Source organism: Mycobacterium sp. (genome assembly GCF_050701675.1).
GTDB lineage: Bacteria > Actinomycetota > Actinomycetes > Mycobacteriales > Mycobacteriaceae > Mycobacterium.
In genome coordinates this window covers 1-19508 of the sequence record NZ_JBOGDD010000728.1, presented here as the reverse complement: position 1 = coordinate 19508, position 19508 = coordinate 1, and the positions used below count along the sequence as shown (strand labels likewise).

General features: G+C 66.6%; 13 protein-coding genes. 7 read left to right on the top strand and 6 right to left on the bottom strand.

The genetic code is table 11. The features are described from left to right. Together ACRDUX_RS22355 and ACRDUX_RS22350 are read right to left on the bottom strand one after the other, a co-directional pair. Positions 1-5429: fatty acid synthase subunit beta domain-containing protein (locus tag ACRDUX_RS22355; RefSeq protein ID WP_526416606.1), on the bottom strand; the 5429-nt coding region annotated here is incomplete at its 3' end. Between the two features lie 520 nt (positions 5430-5949). Next, positions 5950-6687, bottom strand: coding sequence for a glycoside hydrolase domain-containing protein (locus ACRDUX_RS22350; RefSeq protein ID WP_526416604.1), 738 nt, complete (start codon positions 6685-6687; stop codon positions 5950-5952). A 181-nt stretch (positions 6688-6868) separates the two neighbouring features. On the opposite strand from ACRDUX_RS22350, the gene ACRDUX_RS22345 reads away from it, so the two are divergent. Genes ACRDUX_RS22345 through ACRDUX_RS22330 form a run of 4 tightly spaced genes read left to right on the top strand, consistent with a single transcriptional unit; the run spans position 6869 to position 10812 of the window. Next, on the top strand, positions 6869-7909 hold the full coding sequence (locus ACRDUX_RS22345) for an ABC transporter ATP-binding protein (protein WP_526416602.1): 1041 nt from the start codon (positions 6869-6871) through the stop codon (positions 7907-7909). 43 nt (positions 7910-7952) lie between these two features. Further along, on the top strand, positions 7953-9146 hold the full coding sequence (locus ACRDUX_RS22340; RefSeq protein ID WP_526416600.1) for an ABC transporter substrate-binding protein: 1194 nt from the start codon (positions 7953-7955) through the stop codon (positions 9144-9146). After that, entirely contained in the window at positions 9143-10012 is an 870-nt protein-coding gene (locus tag ACRDUX_RS22335) for an ABC transporter permease (RefSeq protein WP_526416598.1), read from the top strand. The genes ACRDUX_RS22340 and ACRDUX_RS22335 overlap by 4 nt, the downstream gene beginning before the upstream one ends. Beyond that, positions 10012-10812, top strand: coding sequence for an ABC transporter permease (locus ACRDUX_RS22330; RefSeq protein ID WP_526416596.1), 801 nt, complete (start codon positions 10012-10014; stop codon positions 10810-10812). Before ACRDUX_RS22335 ends, ACRDUX_RS22330 begins: the two co-directional genes overlap by 1 nt. Before the next feature lie 5 nt (positions 10813-10817). Here ACRDUX_RS22330 and ACRDUX_RS22325 read toward each other — a convergent pair whose 3' ends face one another. Next, a complete protein-coding gene (locus ACRDUX_RS22325) occupies positions 10818-11501 on the bottom strand; it encodes a MerR family transcriptional regulator (RefSeq protein WP_526416594.1) in 684 nt (227 codons plus the stop codon). A gap of 138 nt (positions 11502-11639) precedes the next feature. Between ACRDUX_RS22325 and ACRDUX_RS22320 the strand changes: the two genes are divergently transcribed. Continuing rightward, positions 11640-12911, top strand: a complete 1272-nt coding sequence (locus ACRDUX_RS22320; RefSeq protein ID WP_526416592.1) for an MFS transporter — start codon at positions 11640-11642, stop codon at positions 12909-12911. 19 nt (positions 12912-12930) lie between these two features. Here ACRDUX_RS22320 and ACRDUX_RS22315 read toward each other — a convergent pair whose 3' ends face one another. After that, positions 12931-14145 (bottom strand): low temperature requirement protein A, encoded by a 1215-nt coding sequence (locus tag ACRDUX_RS22315; protein ID WP_526416608.1) that lies wholly within the window; start codon positions 14143-14145, stop codon positions 12931-12933. 129 nt (positions 14146-14274) lie between these two features. On the opposite strand from ACRDUX_RS22315, the gene ACRDUX_RS22310 reads away from it, so the two are divergent. Beyond that, the gene (locus tag ACRDUX_RS22310) at positions 14275-15291 is read left to right on the top strand and encodes an NAD-dependent epimerase/dehydratase family protein (RefSeq protein ID WP_526416590.1); all 1017 of its coding nucleotides are present in this window, start codon (positions 14275-14277) and stop codon (positions 15289-15291) included. Positions 15292-15309: 18 nt separating this feature from the next. On the opposite strand, the gene ACRDUX_RS22305 is transcribed toward ACRDUX_RS22310, so the two are convergent. Then, positions 15310-18156 (bottom strand): MMPL/RND family transporter, encoded by a 2847-nt coding sequence (locus ACRDUX_RS22305; protein WP_526416588.1) that lies wholly within the window; start codon positions 18154-18156, stop codon positions 15310-15312. 166 nt (positions 18157-18322) lie between these two features. Between ACRDUX_RS22305 and ACRDUX_RS22300 the strand changes: the two genes are divergently transcribed. Beyond that, positions 18323-18745: a PPOX class F420-dependent oxidoreductase gene (locus tag ACRDUX_RS22300; RefSeq protein ID WP_526416586.1), complete on the top strand. Its 423-nt coding sequence runs from the start codon at positions 18323-18325 to the stop codon at positions 18743-18745. Between the two features lie 3 nt (positions 18746-18748). On the opposite strand, the gene ACRDUX_RS22295 is transcribed toward ACRDUX_RS22300, so the two are convergent. Continuing rightward, a partial coding sequence (locus ACRDUX_RS22295; protein WP_526416584.1) for an arginine deiminase occupies positions 18749-19508 on the bottom strand: 760 nt, incomplete at its 5' end.

Genomic DNA, 19508 nt, shown 5'->3' with positions numbered 1-19508 from the left:
TCGATGGAGTCCAGCAGCTCGATCTGGTCGACGCGCATCTTCGCCGACAGTGCGATGAGCGACAGCGTCGCGTCGTCGGCGCCGAAGGAGATGTCGTCGGGCCGCGGTCCGCCCGACGGCGCCGCGGGTGCGGCGGCGGGAGCGGGGGCCGCTGCTGCGGGTGCGGCATCGGTGCTGGGAGCAGGAGCGGCCTCCTCCTCCAGTTCCGGGTCGGGATCGGTGTCGGTGGCGAACAGCACGGCGGCGTCGCGCTCGGTGTTGAGCACCTCGGTCGTGTTGTGTGAATACTCCGGCAGTTTCAGCGTATTGGTGGCCAGACCGGCGACCGTCGGCGCCGACTTCACGCCGATCTCGACGAACCGCTCGACTCCAAGTCCGCCTGCGGCCTCCTCGATGAAGAGCAGATCCTGCGTCTCGATCCAGCGCACCGGGCTGGCGAACTGCCAGGCCAGCAACTCGATGACGATCTTGCGGCACAGCTCACGCGGCTTCTCGTTACGCCACGTGTCGTAGTCGGCGAGGATCTCGTCGAGCGGCTCGGCGGGAACCAGGTCCCGGATCTCCTGGACGAAGTCGCGATCGAGCGTGAACGGCCGCGGCACCAGGTTGGGGACGTAGCGGCCGACGAGCAGCGCCGGGTCGGCGTCACGGGGCATCACGCGCTCCAGCGAACGGCGGAAGTCGGCGACGCCGACGCGCAGAACCGAGGAGTGGAACGGCACGTCGATGCCGGGCACCAGGATGAACGAGCGCTTTCCGCCGGAGATCTCGCGACGCTTCTCGACCTCGTCCTCGAGCACCTCGAGGCCGCGCACCGTGCCCGCGATGGCGTACTGCGAGCCGCGCAGGTTGTAGTTGACGATCTGTAGATATTCCCCTGTGCGCTGGGCGATCTCGTCGATGAACTCGGGCACGTCCGCGTCGTCGAGGTCGATCTGCGACGGACGGATCGCGGCCAGTCGATAGTTGGACCGGCCCTTCTCGTCGCGCGGCACGATGTCGTGCATCTTGCTGCCGCGGTGGAAGACCACCTCGAGCAGCGCCTCGAGCGGGTACACACCCGACACGCAAGCCAGTGCCGTGTACTCGCCGACGGAGTGACCGCAGGCGATCGCATCCTCGACGAACGCACCCTGCTCGCGCATCTCGGCCACTTGGGCAGCAGCCACCGTGGCCATGGCGACCTGGGTGAACTGCGTCAGGTTGATCACTCCCTCGGGATGCTGGTAGTGCACCCCGCTGGCGATCAGGCTGGTCGGGTTGTCACGCACCACGTGCAGCACCGAGAAGCCCAGCGTGTCACGGGTGAACTTGTCGGCGGTGTCCCACACCTTGCGGGCGGCCTTCGACCGGCTCCGGACCTCCATGCCCATGCCCTTGTGCTGGATGCCCTGGCCGGGGAAGGCGTAGACGGTCTTCGGCGCGGCCAGCTGCGCGGTCGCCGACATCACCAGATCGGTTCCCACCTTGGCGGTGACCTCGATGATCTCTGCGCCGCGGTCGATGCCGACGCGGTCGACCCGGAAGTCGATGTCGTCGCCGGGCATGACCATGCCGAGGAAGCGGGACGTCCAGCCGACCAGCCGCGCGGGCGGCGTGGCTTGACCGTCGGTGGCGGTCACGGCGTGCTGCGCGGCGGCCGAGAGCCACATGCCGTGCACGATGGGCGATTTCAGGCCGGCCAGCAGTGCGGCCGCACGGTCGGTGTGGATCGGATTGTGGTCACCGGAGACCACGGCGAACGCGCTCATGTCCGTCGGTGCGGTGACGGTGACGTCACGGCGGCGGCGGCGCGGGGTGTCGGTGGAGTTGTCGGTGATCGCTCCCCCCGCCTGAATGGGGTCGGTCAGTGCGGCGGGGCCCGTGCGGCCGCGGATGGCGAACCGCTCCTGGAGCTTCACCAGGATGACGGAGTCGGCGGCGTCACTTTCCCTGATCGTCACCTCAACCGGGACGACGCGCCCGACCTCGGTGTCGGTCGCGGCCGAAGCCGTTGCGGTGACGGTCAATCGGGCCTTGGAGGTCGGCATGGGCGCCAGCAGCTGAGCGGCGTGGTCGAGGTGCACCAAGCTGAGCAGGCCCTCGATGACCGGGAAACCGGTCTCGGTGACCGCCGACCCGATGACGGAGAAGACCGCGGGCCAGCAGCTGCCGACCAGTGCGTCGGGCACCAACGTCAGCCCGGGCGCCAGCGGTGCGCCGAACGTCGCCGTGACGCCAGTGTGGTCGGCGACCTCCTCCGGGTCCCACGACACCGTCACCGTCGTGCTGTCGTCGACGACGATCGGCAGTGACTCGGCCCCGTCGACACCCGCGGCGATCGCCAACACGGCGCGCATCGCGGCGGCGGCGTCCTCGGTGGTGACGACCGGCATGCCACCGTCGATCGTGGTGGACGGCAGGGTGAACCGGATGGTGATCCAGATATCGGACAACGGCACGCTCAGCACCACGTGATCGCCGCTCAACTCGAGCCGCGAACCCGTGGAAGGATGTGTCGCAGAACGGTTCTCGTTGACCTGCCACTCCCGCGGCTCACCGATGCGGTGGACCGGGTTGATGGCGGCGCGCCCCGCCCACAGCACATCGGGCGAGTCGAGCACGACGGCCAGTGGGCCGGTGACGTCGGCGCGGGCCTGGCGGCGCGAGACCGCCGCAAAGGGCTGCGCACCGGTGGCCAGAACCTCGTCGATCGAGGCCTTCTCGAACCGGTCGAGCAACTCACCGATGGGTTCGTCGACGCGGGTGATGCCCACGACGGCCTCGGTGCCCGGAATGATGCAGACCTGGTCGGCCGAGTAGCGCGCGTCGTGCGCCTGCCACAGCGAGTCGCTGCGCCACCAGCGCCGCACGTCCTTGTCGATGACCGGTACGAAGTTGACCGGCTTGCCGAGCGTCTTGCACAGGGTCACGAAGAACGGCACGTCGGCCGGATGCAGCTTGACGTCCTCGGCGTCGGGATAACGCGAGAGCAGCGCCACCAGGGCCCGTTCCGGATCCTCGAGCAGCGCCTCACCGTCGGCATCGACGGTGAACAGCGTCTCGATGGGGCCGGAGTCCTGCGGGTGCAGCCGGGCCTCGGCGCGCTTGAGCATCTCCTCGAAGCGGTCACGCCATGTCGTGTCCAGCCACGGCGAGTCGGCGGGCTTGGTATCGGCGGTGGTGTCACCGTCACCGATCGCCAACTCGACGTAGCGACGCAGCCAGTGCAGGTACGTCATGTCGGCCACGTCGCCGAAGTAGGGCTTGGCCGTATCGGCCATCGCGGCGATGATCTCGGCGCGCCGCTCGGCGACCGCGTCGACGTCACCGGCGACCTCGTCGAGCAGACGACCGCAGCGCGACGCCGCGTTGTCGATCTCGTGGATGTCGGCACCGAGCTGGCTGCGCCCGGATGCCATGCCGCCCTGGGCCTTTCCAGCGCCGACCCACACATCGGTGCCGCTGGTCTCGACCAGCAACTGCTTGACCGCGGGCGAGGTGGTGGACTCCAGCGTGGCCATCGCCGCGGTGCCGACGAGGATGCCGTCGACCGGCATGATCGGGAAGCCGTAGGCCTGTGACCACTTGCCGGACAGGTAACCTGCGGAACGCTCCGGCGTTCCGATGCCACCGCCGACGCAGAGCGTGATGTTGGACAGCTTGCGCAGGTCGCCGTACGTCGACACCAGCAGATCGTCGAGGTCCTCCCACGAGTGGTGGCCACCGGCGCGGCCGCCCTCGATGTGGACGATGACGTCCTTGTTGGGAACCTCGGCGGCGATGTCGATCACCGACTTGATCTGCTCGACGGTGCCGGGCTTGAACACCACGTGGGTGATGCCGATCTCGTTGAGCTCCTCGATCAGCGCAACGGCTTCCTCGAGTTCGGGAATGCCCGCGCTGACCACTACGCCGTCGATCGGGGCGCCCGACTGACGGGCCTTCTGCACCAGACGCTTTCCGCCAAGCTGCAGCTTCCAGAGGTAGGGGTCGAGGAACAGGGAGTTGAACTGAATGGCCCGGCCCGGCTCCAACAGATTCGTCAGCTCGGCGATGCGCTTGTCGAAGATCGGTTCGGTGACCTGGCCACCGCCCGCGAGCTCGGCCCAGTGGCCCGCGTTGGCCGCGGCGGCGACGATCTTGGCGTCGACGGTCGTCGGCGTCATGCCCGCGAGCAGGATCGGCGAACGACCGGTGAGCCGGGTGAACTTGGTCGAGAGCTTGGTCGACCCGTTCGGCAGCGTGATGACCGAGGGGGCATAGCTCGACCAGGCGGGGGCCACCTCGGGTGCGGCGCCGACCGTGAAGAGGTTGCGCTGGCCGGCCCTGGTGGCCGCGGGGACGATTCCGACGCCGAGCCCGCGGATGACGGGTGCGGTGACACGGGTGATGGTGTCGCTGGGCCCGAGGTCGATGATCCAGCGCGCCCCCGACTCGTGCAGCCGTTCGATCTCGGCGACCCAGTCGAAGGCCTCGACGAAGATCGCCGTGGCGAAGCGGTGAAGGAGCTCGCCGTCGATGCTCAACTTGGCGGCCCACCCGTCGACGACGTCGACCGCGTCGGCGAGCCGCGGGGTGTGGAAGCCGACCTCGACCTGAATGCCGTTGAAGATGGGGTTGAACACCGCGCCGCCGCGGAGTTTGTTCTTGCGCTCCGCTTCTTCCTTCTCCGTGATCTTGCTGCAGTACAGCTCGAAGCGGGATAGCTGCTCGGGCGTCCCGGTGATGACCACCGAACGCCTGCCGTTGCGGATCGAGAGCACTGGAGGCAGCACTGTGCGGACGTCTTGGGAGAACTCCTCGAGGAGTTCCGCGATGCGCTCCGGGTCGGCGTTGGTGACGGAAACCATCGGCGACTTGTCGCCGCGTCCGACCATTCCGCGCCGCCGCGATACCAGCGAGCCCGCCGCACCGATCAGCTGGATCATGGCCATGAGTTCCGCGTCGCGCGTGCCTCTGGCCCGCAGCGCCTCGCAGGCGATGATGCCCTGGGAGTGGCCTGCCGTGCTGACCGGCGGCGTGCCGTAGAGGTCGAGACCCTGACGGGTGGCGGCGCGGATGGCAGCCAGCTGGGTCAGCAGAATGCCAGGACCGGAGATGGCGGCGGTGGTCAGCTGCTTCGACGTCGGCAGCGGCTCGTCGGCGGCCAGTGCGCGCACCCACTGCATCGGCTCGAAGCCGATCGGTCGCACCACGACCAACTCGCGCGCGACGGGCTCCAGCAGCAGCGCGGCCTCACCGATGACCTCGCTCAGCTCGGACTCGATGCCTGCCGAGCTGATGAGCTCCTCGAGGTTCTCCAGCCAGTTGCCGCCCTGGCCGCCGAACGCCACGGCGTAGGGCTCGCCCGCGTTGAGGAGGTCGACGAGAGCAGTGGATGCGGAAGAGTTGTCGGCAGAACCACCCTTGCGGCCGGTTGTCACTCTGTCGTGTTCATTGATCGTCACGTCTTGCCATCTCCTCGGTGCGCTCTCGCGCGTATCACATTGCGTCTGCGCGGCTTCGTCTACCGCGTCTACTTCGTCCTCGGCGGTGAGGCCCCGCGCGCCTGCGGGCAACGCGGGTGGTGTCGGGGGTGGATTTCCCGACGGGCTCTTGGTCTCTTCTGGGAGGGGCCCGGATGGATGGGCCAGTGCCATAAGAGTGTCATAAGGACCTGCACCATTTTCGCGCCCCAAATGGTTACTGGCGAGTTCTACGCACGGGTAACCACGCATTGGATAACGCGGACTTCAAGACGCCCTCCTGGCTTGCGGTACAAACGTCCTGCATGCGGGTGGTTACGGTCGAGTAGCAATAACACCGCAGATCAAGGCAGTACTGTTACCGAATCGTTATGTTCCGTCTCGGGGTCTGGTTCGCGACCGTCGGGATCCCTGAAAAACCGACAACATTGCGCTGAGTGTCTAGTCGAAAACGGTAAGGTGCTCAAAAAGTTTGCTGACCAGACTTACTGATGGGTACGTCTCAGTCCCATTGTCCGAATCGCGGCTTCAGGATGTGGTTCAGGTCGACGCCGACGCCGCCCACGCTCTGCTTGTCGATCTCGACCTGGTGCAGGTGTGCGGCCGGATGCGTGAAGCCCTTGGGCGAGCCCCAGTTGTGTTGCCAGAAGTAGGAACCGAGCCCGTCCTGCAGCGCCCAGTCGATGGTCTTCGAGTTCGCGTAGACGCCGACGCGCCGGTGGCCCAGCACCGCCTCCCAGCCGCGGAGATAGGGTGCGACCTGCTGTTTGTACTGGTCAATGGATGGGTCGTCGTCGATCGAGGCGTAGATGGGAGCGCCGTACGACCCGCCGGCGGCGACGTGTAGCTGCCAGCCCCGTTTGGCGTGTTCGACGCCCGCGTTCTGCCCGCCCAGCCAGTCGGCGCTCTCCTGCTTGCCGAACTGGTAGCAGGAGACGATCTTCAAACCGCTCTGGTATAAGTCGCGCGCCTCGGGTAGCTGGATCGGCTTGCCCAACATCCAGCCGCCATCGGGTCGGCGATCGGAGACGTAGCGGATCGCACCGGCAGCTCCCGCAGCGCGCAGGGCCGTCGCGGGGATCACGCCCGCCGCGTAGTCCAGGAGGACGCCCAACGGGGCGGCGGAGGCCGTCGCAGGGGCCAGGGCCGCCGACACCGCGCCTGCCAGCGCCCCGCCGAGCCCGACGACCGCAGGCGCGGCAGCGGCGTACTTGAGTACGTCTCGTCGGGAAATCCCCACAACCACAGGGTATGACAACTGTCCCAGTTTCCTCATCACCGCCACTGGTCACATCTGTAGCAAGACTCTGCACGTCACCTGCGCATTCGCTGGAGACGAAAACCGTCGACGAAACCGCCGCGTCATGCGGATTCCATACGTTGGGCTGCGGTGCAACCGACGGATCCATACGATTCAGCCCATGCCATCCGGTCCCGGCGAGCCGCAGATCGAACTCTCGGGCGTGCGCAAGGTATTCGGTGACTCGATCGTCGCAGTGGACAGTGCAGACCTGACCGTCGACGACGGCGAGCTGTTCGCGATCCTCGGCCCCTCCGGTTCGGGCAAGACCACAGTGCTGAGGATGATCGCCGGTTTCGAACCGCCGACCGCGGGGACCATCAAGCTCGGTGGCGTCGACGTCACGGCCCTCCCGGCCCGGCGCCGCGACGTCAACACCGTGTTCCAGGAGTACGCACTCTTCCCCCACATGACCGTCGCGCAGAACGTCGAATACGGCATGAAGGTGCGCGGCGTCGCCAAGGCCGAGCGGCGCAGTCGCACCGCCGACGCACTCGACATGGTCCGGCTCGCGGACTACGGGCCACGCAAGCCCGCGCAGCTATCGGGTGGTCAACGTCAGCGCGTCGCGCTGGCCCGGGCCCTGGTGGGACGTCCCAAGGTCCTGCTCCTCGACGAGCCGCTCGGCGCGCTCGACCTCAAGCTGCGCGAGCAGATGCAATTGGAGCTCAAGGCCATTCAGCGCGAGGTCGGGATCACCTTCGTCATCGTCACCCACGACCAGGACGAGGCGCTCACCCTCTGCGATCGGCTCGCGGTGTTCAACGCGGGGCGTATCGAGCAGGTGGGCAAGGCACGCGACGTCTACGAGAATCCGGTGAACCGGTTCGTCGCCGACTTCGTCGGAACTTCCAACGTGCTCGACGGAGACGCCGCCGAGGCACTCGTCGGCAGGCCCGGCATGTTCGCGGTGCGGCCGGAACGCATCGCGGTGCTCGCGGCCGGCGGCGGCGCGGCGCCGGGCAGTCGCACCGTCGACGCCACCGTGGCCGAGGTGATCTACGCGGGCCCCACCACGCGCGTTGCCGCCGTTGCCGCACCGGGCGTGACGCTCACCGCGACCGTACTCAACGCGTCGGCCAACCTGCCCGACGACCTGGGTCACGGCACTCGGATCACCATGGCCTGGCCCGACAGCGCCGTGCACGACCTCACGAACTGAACGCAAACACGTTGATACGCAAAGAGACCGAATGGAGAGTCCCATGAAACTCACTGCATTGCGGATCGGCTTCACCCTCGCCGCATGTGCCACTCTCGTCGTCGGTTGTTCGGGCTCGCAGTCCGGCGGCGGCGAAGCGGGCACCGCACCTCCGAAGCTCGAGCAACTGGGCGCCCTCGGCAACGGCGAGGGCGAGCTCAACCTCATCGCGTGGGCCGGTTACGCCGAGAACGGATCGAACGACAAGACGGTCGACTGGGTGACGCCGTTCGAACAGCAGTCCGGCTGCAAGGTCAACGTCAAGGTCGGCAACACCTCCGATGAGATGGTGCAGTTGATGAGGACCGGCCAGTACGACGGTGTGTCCGCGTCGGGCGACGCCACGCTGCGGCTCATCTACGCAGGCGACGTCGCGCCCGTGAACACCGCACTGGTGCCCAACTATTCGACGATCTCGTCCTTCCTCAAGGACAAGTCGTGGAACTCGGTGGACGGTCAGATGTACGGGATCCCCCACGGGTGGGGTGCAAATCTGTTGATGTACAACGTCGCCGCAGTCACCGACGCACCCGACTCGTGGGGCGCGGTGTTCACCGATGCCGGGAAGTACAAGGGCAAGGTGACGGCCTACGACTCACCCATCTACATCGCCGACGCGGCGCTGTACCTGTCGAAGACCAAGCCCGAGTTGGGCATCAAGGACCCGTACTCGCTGACGGAAGAACAACTCGACGCCGCCGTCGACCTGCTCACCAAGCAGCGTGAGGACATCAGCGAGTACTGGTCGGACTACACCAAGGAAGTGCAGGCGTTCGAGTCCGGCACCTCGGTGATCGGCACCACGTGGCAGGTCATCGCCAACACCATCGGCACCGAGAACAAGGTTCAGGTGAACACCATCCTTCCGAAGGAGGGGGCGACCGGCTGGTCCGACACCTGGATGGTCGCCGCGAAGGCCGCACATCCCAACTGCATGTACAAGTGGATGGACTGGATCACCTCACCGCAGGTCAACGCCCAGGTGGCGGAGTACTTCGGCGAGGCGCCCGCGCAGACCAAGGCGTGCGAGTTCACCAAGGAGAAGGACTTCTGCGACATCTACCACGCCACCGACGAGGCATACGCCGCTCAGCTTCACTATTGGACGACGCCTCAGAAGAAGTGCGTCGACGGTAGCGGTTCCAACTGCACGGCCTACGACGAGTGGGTCAGCAAGTGGCAGCAGATCAAGGGGTGACGGCAGCCGCCCCCGACGCCGTGACGACGCGGACGGCGACGCCAGGGAGGGGTCGGCTCACCCTGGCCTTCCTGCTGGTTCCGCCACTGGCGTGGCTGGTGGTGGCCTATCTGGGTTCACTTGCCGTGCTGCTGGTTTCGGCGTTCTGGACCACCAACTCCTTCACCGGCGCGGTGGTCCACACCGTCACGGGCGACAACATCGTCCGCGTGGTGACCGACGAGGTCTTCCGCACCGTGACCCTGCGCACGGTGGGTGCGGCACTGTTGGTCACGGTCTTCTGCGCGGTCCTCGCCGTCCCATTGGGGTTGTACATGGCGAAGATCGCCTCGCCACGAATGCGTCTGGCGCTGGTGGTCGCGGTGACGACGCCGCTGTGGGCCAGCTATCTCGTCAAGGCGTATGCGTGGCGGGTGATGTTCTCCCCGCAGGGTCCGCTGGCATGGGTGACCGGGTACAGCCCCGGCTACGGTCTCACCGCCACCGTCATCACGCTGACCTACCTGTGGTTGCCATACATGATCATCCCCGTCTTCGCGGCGTTCGAACGCGTCCCCGACCACCTCATCGACGCGAGCTCGGACCTCGGTGCCTCCGACCTCTCGACCCTTCGAATGGTGGTGGCGCCGTTGGTGTTCCCCGGCATCGCGGCCGGCTCGATCTTCACGTTCTCACTGTCACTCGGGGACTACATCGCCGTCACCATCGTCGGCGGCAAGACCCAGATGCTCGGCAACATCATCTACGGACAGCTGGTCACGGCGAACAACCAGCCCTTGGCGGCGGCGCTTTCCATCATCCCGCTGGCGGCGGTCGTCCTATACCTGCTCGCCATGCGGCGCACCGGCGCACTGGAGAACGTCTGATGTTGTCGCGCGGCGCACGGGGCGCGGTGCGGGCGTGGACGGTGTTCGTGCTGCTGTTCCTCTACGCCCCACTGCTTCTCGTCGTCGTCAACGCGTTCAACTCCTCGCGGACGTTCGCCTTCCCTCCGAGTGGTTTCACACTGAACTGGTGGGCCGACGCGTGGAACAGCGACGGAATGTGGACGTCGCTGGCCAACTCGGTGTTCGTCGGGCTCGGCGCCACGGCGATCGCCCTCGTGTTGGGCACCATGGTTGCCTTCGCGGTGCAACGCCATCAATTCTTCGGCCGCAACGCGATCAGCTTCCTGGTCGTCCTTCCGATCACGTTGCCAGGGATCGTCACCGGCATCGCACTGAACGCCACCTTCACGTCCGCGCTCGGCGTGACGCTCGGCCTGGCCACCGTGATCGTCGGCCACGCCACCTTCTGCATCGTCATCGTCTTCAACAACACGCAGGCGAGACTGCGCAGGCTCGGCACGGAACTCGAGGACGCCTCAGAAGATCTTGGCGCATCGACGTGGCAGACGTTCCGCTACGTGACGTTCCCCATGATGCGCGGCGCTCTCGTCGCAGGCGCGATCCTGGCCTTCGCCCTGAGCTTCGACGAGATCGTCGTCACCACCTTCACCGCAGGACCGGCGGTGCAGACCCTGCCGATCTGGATCTTCGGAAACCTGTTCCGGCCCAACCAGGCCCCCGTCATCAACGTGGTCGCCGCCGCGCTGACGGTGCTCGCGATCATTCCGGTGTGGCTGGCGCAGCGGTTCGGCGGGGATCCCGCCACCACCCGCGTCTGAGCGGCTCAGTCGTTCTCGGCGTCCGACCGTCCGCCGGGGGTCGCGTCGGTGGGGTCGCCGGACCCGCTCTCGAGACGCCGACGCAACGCGTCCTCGAGCTGATCGGCGACGAGGTAATGGGCCATGGCGCGGTAGTCGTCGACCGGGCTCTGCCCCAACGCGTCAGCGACCGCAGTCGCAAGCTCGTCGAGCGGCCCCGCGATGCCGTCGGAGACCCGCAGTATCGCCTGGACGTAGGGCAGCTGTTCGGTAATGCGGCCGAGGATCTCGGCGATGTCGGGGTTCACCAACACCAACTCACCATCGATCACCTCGGCAAGGCCGTACTGCAGCAACCGGTGCGCTTCGTCGCCGTCGGGGTCGACTGCGGCGGCGGCTCGCCGGGGCGGGCCGAAGACGGCCCGCTGCAGGCCGAGAACGTCCGCGAGATCGCGCCCCTGACGCGTGCCGTCGAGGAATTCGGCGATGTGCGCGGAGGTGTAGCCCTTGCGCAGCAGCTCGTTGACGGCTCGCAACTGGGCGAGGTGACGGTCGCTGTAGAAGGCCCACCGGCCTTCGCGGCGAGGGGCGTCGAGCAGACCCCGCTCGCGGTAGGCCCGAATGTTGCGGACACTGACTCCCGAGAGGGCGGCCAGCTGATCGAGCCGATATTCGGCCAACGCGACACTTCCCCTAAAATAGCCGGTCACGGTCCCGCCCTGCCCAACACCGCAGCGATGCAATCAGTCACTATTGACCGTCCCGAAAGTTTGCGAGATTTGCACGTCTACGTCAAGTAGAGAATATCGATTCGCCATCGGATACCGGGATGAGCGACGATTGACCGAGTGCGTGCCTGGACGATCTGGTCAACGGGGCTGTTTGCCTACGTCGTCGCCGTGCTGGACCGCACCACGCTGGGTGTCTCCGGACTCAACGCCGCCGATCGGTTCGCAGCCAGCCCCAGCGTGTTGTCCACGTTCGTGGTGCTGCAGGTCGTCGTCTACGCGGGCGCACAGGTGCCAGCAGGACTGCTGCTGGACCGCTACGGCTCGCGGGTGCTCATCGTCGCGGGCGCCGCCCTGATGGCGGGCGGGCAGCTGCTCCTCGCGCTGACCGAGTCGTTGCCGCTGGCGATCGGGGCGCGCGCCATCGTGGGACTCGGCGACGCGGTCACCTTCCTCTCGGTGCTCCGACTGGTGCCGCACTGGTTCCCGCCGAGACAGGTGCCGCTGCTCACCCAGCTCACCGGCATCTGCGGTCAACTCGGCCAGGTGCTCTCCGCCGTCCCGTTCCTGGCCCTGCTGACCGGTACCACGTGGGCGACGGCCTACGTCTCGGTGGCGGCGCTGGGCATCCTGGCGCTGATCCTCGTCGTCGCGCTGGTCAAGGACGCCCCTGGGAGGCGCGTCGTCGCGACTGAGTCACCGTCGGTGCGCGCCACGCTCGCCAGCGTGAAGACGGTGTGGCTGCGACCCGGAACCCGGCTCGGATTCTTCACCCACATGGGCACCCAGTTCTCGGTCACCGTCTTTGCGCTGATGTGGGGTGTGCCGTATCTGACCGTGGCCCAGGGTCAGTCCACGGGCGCTGCGGGCGCGTTGTTGACCATCTCGGTGGTGGCCGCGATCTCGTTCGGCATCGCGATCGGCATCTTCACCGGGCGGAACCCACACCGCCGCTCCCGCATCGTCCTGGTGATCATCGCGACCAATGCGCTGGTCTGGACGGTGGTGCTGGCGCTGCCCGGGCGCGCTCCCCTGTGGCTGCTGGTCGTTCTCATCGTCGTGATCTCCGTGGGAGGGCCTGGGTCGATGGTCGGCTTCGACTTCGCACGGACGTTCAATCCGAGCGCCACCCTCGGCACCGCTCAGGGCATGGTGAACATGGGCGGCTTCATCGCCTCGCTGTTGGTCATGCAGGCGATGGGCATCATCCTCGGGGCGGCGGGCGGGTACTCGTTCGAGTCGTTCCGGCTGGCCTGGACCGTGCAGTACGCGATCTGGGTGCTCGCCGTCATCGGGATTCTCATCACGCGCGGCAAGGCGCGGCGGTTGATGAAGGCCGAGCAGGAGCGCTCGCTACTCGAGACGTTCGACGCGAACGCCCGCGAGCGCTGAGCGGGAGTAAGTCGGGCTCCTACCGGCCTTCCACGACACTGGCCGAGACGGCCTGCGCGGCGTGACGGTGGCCAAGCACCTCGAAACCCACCACGCTGACCACCGGCGCCAAGGTGACGATCAGCAGGCATGCCGTCATGGGCACGCCCGCGGCCGCCGACACCACGGCCGCGACGAGGACGGCCGCCGTCAGAACCCCGAGCACGACGTGAAACCCGTCCCACGCCTTCACCATCAACCCGTACAGCACGAAGACCAGGGCGATGTACACCCCCACCGGGATGGCCACCGCCAAGACGGTGCCCACGGGGCCGATCTCGGAGTGCCCTTCGACGTAGTAGGCGGCGGTGTGCAGTCCAGAGCCCGTGCCGACGATCGCTCCGAACACCGCGATGTGCAGATAGCCGAACGGGAATGATCGCTCGCGGTGCGCGTGCAGGAGGTCGGCGGCAGGCACGGCGAAGTAGATCCACCACATGCCGAAGGTCAGGCCGGTGCCTGCGACGGCGAGGATGATCGCATCCGGCGTCCACCCGTGTTCGGTGGTGACGGCGGCCAGCGAGGCGACCGTGCCGACCACTCCCTCACCGAGGGCGATGATGGCCAGCAGCCCGTACCGCTCGGCGACGTGGTGGGCATGCCAGGGGGTGCCACCCTTGCGGGTCTCGGCGAGCCACGGTCCCACCATCTCCGCGAGGGCCAGCAGCGCGAACACGACGAGGCCGACCGGAACGGACAGGGGCAGGAAGATCGAGGCGATCCAGCCGATCTGGGCGATCGTGATGACCGTTGCGTAGGTGAGGCTCGCGGAGCGGCGCGCCGGATCCTGCCGCGCGGCCCGCAGCCACTGCGTCACCATCGCGACCCTCATGACCACGTAGCCGGCGACGATGAGGGCGTTGTCGAGGTGCCCGCCGTGTTCGATCGAGCCGAAGAACGGCGGGATGCCCAGCGCGAGGATGAGCACGCCGACCATCTGCACCATCGTCAGGATGCGGTAGATCCAGTCATCGGTGTCATATGCCGATGCGAACCAGGTGAAGTTGATCCAGGCCCAGCACGTCGCGAACGTCGCGAACAGGAACGCCGTCAGCCCGACCCCGACGTGGCCCGCGGCGACCATGTGGGAAAGCTCTGAGGCCGCGACGCCGAACGCGATGACGAAAGTCAGGTCGAACAGCAACTCCAGCGGCGTGGCCACGCGGTGGCGCTCGTGGGGATCGCGCCCGGCCATCCGGTGCACCCGGTGCGCGCGCACCACGGCGGCGGGCTCTGACGGCTCCGATTCGTTCACCTGATCAAACTCCCTTCCGACGGCGGTTGACCGTACCGAACGCCCGCTGGTGCCGCTACATTCACGACCATGGCAGGTCGAACGAAGTTGGTCATCGGTGCGAGCGGATTCCTAGGCTCGCACGTCACTCGTCAGCTCGTCGAGCGCGGCGACGAGGTCAGGGTCCTGCTGCGCCGAACGAGTTCGACGAAGGCCATCGACGATCTGACCGTCGAGCGCCACTACGGTGACGTGTTCGACGACGACGCGCTGCACGCCGCGATGGACGGTGTCGACGACGTGTTCTACTGCGTCGTCGACACCAGGGCGTGGCTGCGTGACCCCACTCCCCTGTTCCGCACCAATGTCGAAGGGCTGCAACATGTTCTGGACGCGGCGGTCGACGCGGACCTGCACCGCTTCGTCTTCACCAGCACCATCGGCACCATCGGCATCCCCGCCGAAGACCGCCCGGCCACCGAGGACGACGAGTTCAACTGGGCCGACAAGGGTGGCGGCTACATCCAGTCCCGGGTCGCCGCGGAGAACCTGGTGCTGACATACGCGAGGGAACGCGGACTTCCCGCGGTCGCCATGTGCGTCGCCAATACGTACGGTCCAGGCGATTACGCGCCGACCCCCCACGGCGCGCTGCTGTCCGCCGCATCGGCGGGCAAGATGCCCGCGTTCGTCAGGGACACCGCGAGCGAGGTCGTCGGCATCGAGGATGCCGCGGCCGCACTCCTGCTGGCGGCCGACAAGGGCCGAAACGGCGAGCGGTACATCATCTCCGAGCGGTTCATGACGGCTCGGGAGCTCTACGCCGCGGCGGCCGGGGCAGGCGACGCGACACCGCCACGCTTCGGGATCCCGCTGCGCGCGATGTACGTGCTGGGCTTTGCAGGCGACGTGGCTGCCACGGTGCTGCGACGCGACATGGCCCTTTCGACACTCAGCGTGCGGCTGATGCACGTCATGTCACCCATGGATCACGGCAAGGCCGAGCGAGAACTGGATTGGCGACCGGAGCCGGTGCACCATTCGATCGAAAGGGCCACGCACTGGTACCGCAACCACCGGAAGCGCTCGCGCACTGCCGAGGGATGACGAATCCGGTTGCGCCTCTTAGGTTCCGACCTGCACGGGTTCGGGTCCCCGAGGCAGGCGACTGGCCGCCCGCGACCTGACGATCGTCGGCCACCAGAACCACTTGCCCATGAGCGCCGCAATGGCGGGGGTCATGAAGGTGCGGACGATCAAGGTGTCGAACAGCAGACCTAGCGCGATCGTCGTTCCGACCTGGCCCATCACGATCAGGTCACTGGTCGCGAACGTCGCCATGGTGGCGGCGAAGACCAGGCCGGCCGACGTGACCACCGAACCGGTGCCTGCCATCGAGCGGATGATGCCCGTCTTGAGACCGCCGTGCAGTTCCTCCTTGAACCGGGACACCAACAACAGGTTGTAGTCCGAACCCACCGCCAACAGCAGGATGATGGACATCGCCAACACCATCCAGTGCAGGGGCAAGCCGAGGATGTGCTGCCAGAGCAGCACCGAGAGGCCGAAGGACGCACCGAGCGACAGCAGCACCGTGCCCACGATCACCGCGGCCGCCACCACGGCCCTGGTGATGATCAGCATGATGATGAAGATCAATGTGACTGCCGAGATTCCGGCGATGATCAGGTCGTAGTACGACCCGTCCCGCATGTCCTTGTACGTTGCGGCGGTACCGGCCAGATAGATGCTGGACCCCTCCAGCGGCGTGCCCTTGATGGCTTCCTTCGCGGACTGCTTGATCGCATCGATGTGCGAAATGCCCTCGGCGCTGGCCGGATCACCCTCGTGGCTGATGATGAACCTCACCGAGTGGCCATCGGGCGAGATGAAGTTCTTCATGCCGCGTTTGAAGTCCTTGTTCTGGAAGATCTCCGGCGGCAGATAGAACGTGTCGTCGTTGCGCGCCGCGTCGAACGCATCGCCCATCGCGGACTGGTTCTCCTGCATCGCCGCCTGCTGATCCTGCATGCCCTTTTGGGTCTGATACATCGTCAGCATCATCTGCTTGACCGACTTCAGTTGCTCGAGCTGGGGTCGCAGCGACGCCGCCAGCTGCGGAGTGAGCGCCGCCAGTTTCTGCGTGTCGGTCACCAGGCCGCCGATCTGGTCGCTCAGCTCGTCGATGCCGTCCAACGAGTCGAAGATCGACCGCCCCGCCTGGCACATCGGGATGTCGTAGCAGTGCGGCTCCCAGTACAGGTAGGCGCGCAGCGGCCGGAACCAGTCGTCGAAGTCCGAGATGTGGTCACGCAGCTCGTAGACCACGTTCGTCAGGTCCGTGATCTTGACGGCCATGTCCTGGATGTTCGCGGAGAGTTCATCCATCAGCGCCAGCATGTGCGTCAGGGTGTTGATCATGGTCTGCATGTCGTCGGCCTGTTTGAGCATGTTGGCGAACGAATCCTGTTGGTACTTCTCGTTCATCTGCGACGACGTGCCCTGCATGCTGATCATGAACGGGATCGTCGAGTGCTTGATGGGCTTGCCATCCGGGCGCGTGATCGTCTGCACCCGGGAGATGCCCGGCGTGTGGAAGATGGCCTTGGCGATCTTGTCGATGACGAGGAAGTCGGCCGACGTCCGCAGGTCGTGGTCGCTCTCGATCATCATCAGCTCGGGGTTCATCCGGGCGGAGTTGAAGTGTTTGTCGGCCACCTGGTAGCCGACGTTGGCGGGCATGTCCGCGGGCAGGTACTTGCGGTCGTTGTAGTTGGCCTGGTAGCTGGGCAGCGCAAGCAGACCCACCAGTGCCAGCGCGATCGTGGCGACCAGGATCGGACCGGGCCACCGCACGATCAAGGTGCCCAATCGGCGCCAACCGCGCGACCGGATGTTGCGCTTCGGTTCGAACAGCCCGATGCGACTTCCCAACACGATCACCGAGGGGCCCAGGGTCAGCGCGGCGAGCACCGCGACCAGGGTGCCCACCGCGCAGGGCACGCCGAGGGTTTGGAAGTACGGCAGTCGCGTGAAGCTGAGGCACAGCATCGCACCGGCGATGGTCAGACCGGACCCGAGCACGACGTGGGCGGTCCCGTGGAACATCGAGTAGTACGACTGTTCCTTGTCCTCGCCCGCGCCCCTGGCCTCCTGATAGCGGCCGATGAGGAAGATGGCGTAGTCGGTCCCCGCGGCGATCACCAACAGGGTCAACAGGCTCGTCGCGAAGGTCGAGAGCCCGATGATCTCGTGATAGCCGAGGAAGGCCACGATGCCGCGGGCCGCGCCGAGCTCGGAGAACACCATCAGCAGGATCAGGATCATGGTGACGATCGACCGGTAGACGAGGATCAGCATCACCGCGATCACCACCAACGTGATGATCGTGACCATGACGATGCTCTTGTCGCCGGCATCGTGTTGGTCGGCCACGAGCGGCGCGCCACCGGTGACGTAGGCCTTGACACCGGGTGGCGCCGGAGTGTCGTCGACGATCTTGCGGACCGCTGCGGCGGAGTCGTTGGCGAGCGTCTCGCCCATGTTGCCGTGCAGGTAGACCTGTACGTAGGCGGACTTGCCGTCGTTGCTCTGCGCGCCCGCCGCCGTCAGCGGATCGCCCCAGAAGTCCTGGATGTGCTCGACGTGAGCCGTGTCGGCTTCGAGCTTCTTGACGATCTGGTCGTAGAAATGATGCGCGTCGGGACCGAGCGGTTGCTCGCCCTCCAGGATGACCATGGCGTTGCTGTCGGATGTGAACTCGTCGAACGTCGTGCCGATCTTCTCCATCGACATCGCGGACGGAGCGTCCTTGGCATTCATCGACACCGTGTGCAGCTGGCCGACCTCCTCCAGCGACGGCACTGCGACGTTCGTGATGACCGTGAGCGCCAGCCAGCCGAGCACGATCGGCACCGCCAACCGTCGGATCCACTTCGCGATCTTGGAGGGCTCGAGGTGCGTGTCGCTCATTCGACGTTCACCGACTCCTCGATCACTTCGCTTCGTCGCCCGACTGGGAGGCCATCTGGTTCGACACGTGGAACCGTGCGCCCAATATACCTAGGCCGTCAAACTGTCTCCTGTCAATCGGACCGTCGTCCGACGCCCGTGACCTGTCTCGCTTACCGTGGTCGAGGTGGACGACCTCTCCGATGACGTGATCGCATTCCTGTCCGAGGGCACCCGTACCGCGATGCTCGGCTTCGTGGCTGCCGACGGCCGACCGCTGGTCGCGCCGGTCTGGTTCGTCGTGGACGGTGGCCAACTGGCGTTCAACACCGGCAAGGACACCGCCAAGGGGCGCGCCGTGGCGAGAGATCCCCGCGTGGTCGTCTGCGTCGACGATCCGCACCCGCCGTACTCCTTCGTCCAGGTTCAGGGCATCGCTTCGATCAGCGAGGACCCACAGGACCTGGTCGCCATCGCGACCCGTACCGGTGGCCGTTATATGGGCGCCGACAAGGCCGACGAGTACGGCAGACGAAACGGGGTGCCCGGCGAGCTGGTGGTGCGAGTCCGACCCACCAAGGTGATCAAGGCGTTCGACCTCGCGGAATGACCGCTAGTCGACGGGGTCGCGGATGATCGGGCAGGTCATGCAGTGCCCGCCACCGCGCCCGCGGCCGAGCTCCGCGCCGACGATGGTGATCACCTCGATACCGGCCTTGCGCAGCAACGAATTGGTGTGGGTGTTGCGGTCGTAGGCGAAGACGACACCCGGTTCCACCGCCACCAGGTTGTTGCCGCTGTCCCACTGCTGGCGCTCGGAGTCGTAGGCAGTGCCACCGGTCTCCACCACGCGGAGCTCGTCGAGGCCGAGCGCCTTGGCGACCACGGTGACGAACGGCTTGTCCTCCTCCACCACGTCGACCCCGGGGGCGGTGTCGCTGGGGCGCAGAGTGAACGTCTGGATCGAGTCGACGATCTCCGGGTAGAGCGTCACCACGTCGCGGTCGGCGAACGTGAACACCGTGTCGAGATGCATCGCGGCGCGCAGCTTCGGCATCCCGGCGACGATCACCTGCGTCGCGGCGCCTTCGGCGAACAGCCGGGCCGCGAACTGCGTGATGCCTTGACGGGAGGTGCGCTCGCTCATCCCGATGATGACGACGCCGTTGCCGGGAACCAGCACGTCACCACCTTCGATGTTGGCCATGCCCCACGACTCTTCGGGGTCGCCCCACCAGACCTGGGATCCGACGTAGTCGGGGTGGAATTCGTAGATGGCCTTCATCAGCAGCGTCTCGTCGTGCCGGGCGGGCCAGTACAACGGATTGAGGGTGACGCCGCCGTACACCCAACAGGTGGTGTCCCGCGTGTAC

Excerpts from the sequence above, each read along its gene's own strand:
- ACRDUX_RS22310 (WP_526416590.1), top strand. The coding sequence starts at position 14,275 with ATGGCAGGTCGAACGAAGTTGGTCATCGGTGCGAGCGGATTCCTAGGC.
- ACRDUX_RS22345 (WP_526416602.1), top strand. The coding sequence starts at position 6,869 with ATGCCATCCGGTCCCGGCGAGCCGCAGATCGAACTCTCGGGCGTGCGC.
- ACRDUX_RS22305 (WP_526416588.1), bottom strand. The coding sequence starts at position 18,156 with ATGAGCGACACGCACCTCGAGCCCTCCAAGATCGCGAAGTGGATCCGA.
- ACRDUX_RS22315 (WP_526416608.1), bottom strand. The coding sequence starts at position 14,145 with ATGGCCGGGCGCGATCCCCACGAGCGCCACCGCGTGGCCACGCCGCTG.
- ACRDUX_RS22330 (WP_526416596.1), top strand. The coding sequence starts at position 10,012 with ATGTTGTCGCGCGGCGCACGGGGCGCGGTGCGGGCGTGGACGGTGTTC.
- ACRDUX_RS22340 (WP_526416600.1), top strand. The coding sequence starts at position 7,953 with ATGAAACTCACTGCATTGCGGATCGGCTTCACCCTCGCCGCATGTGCC.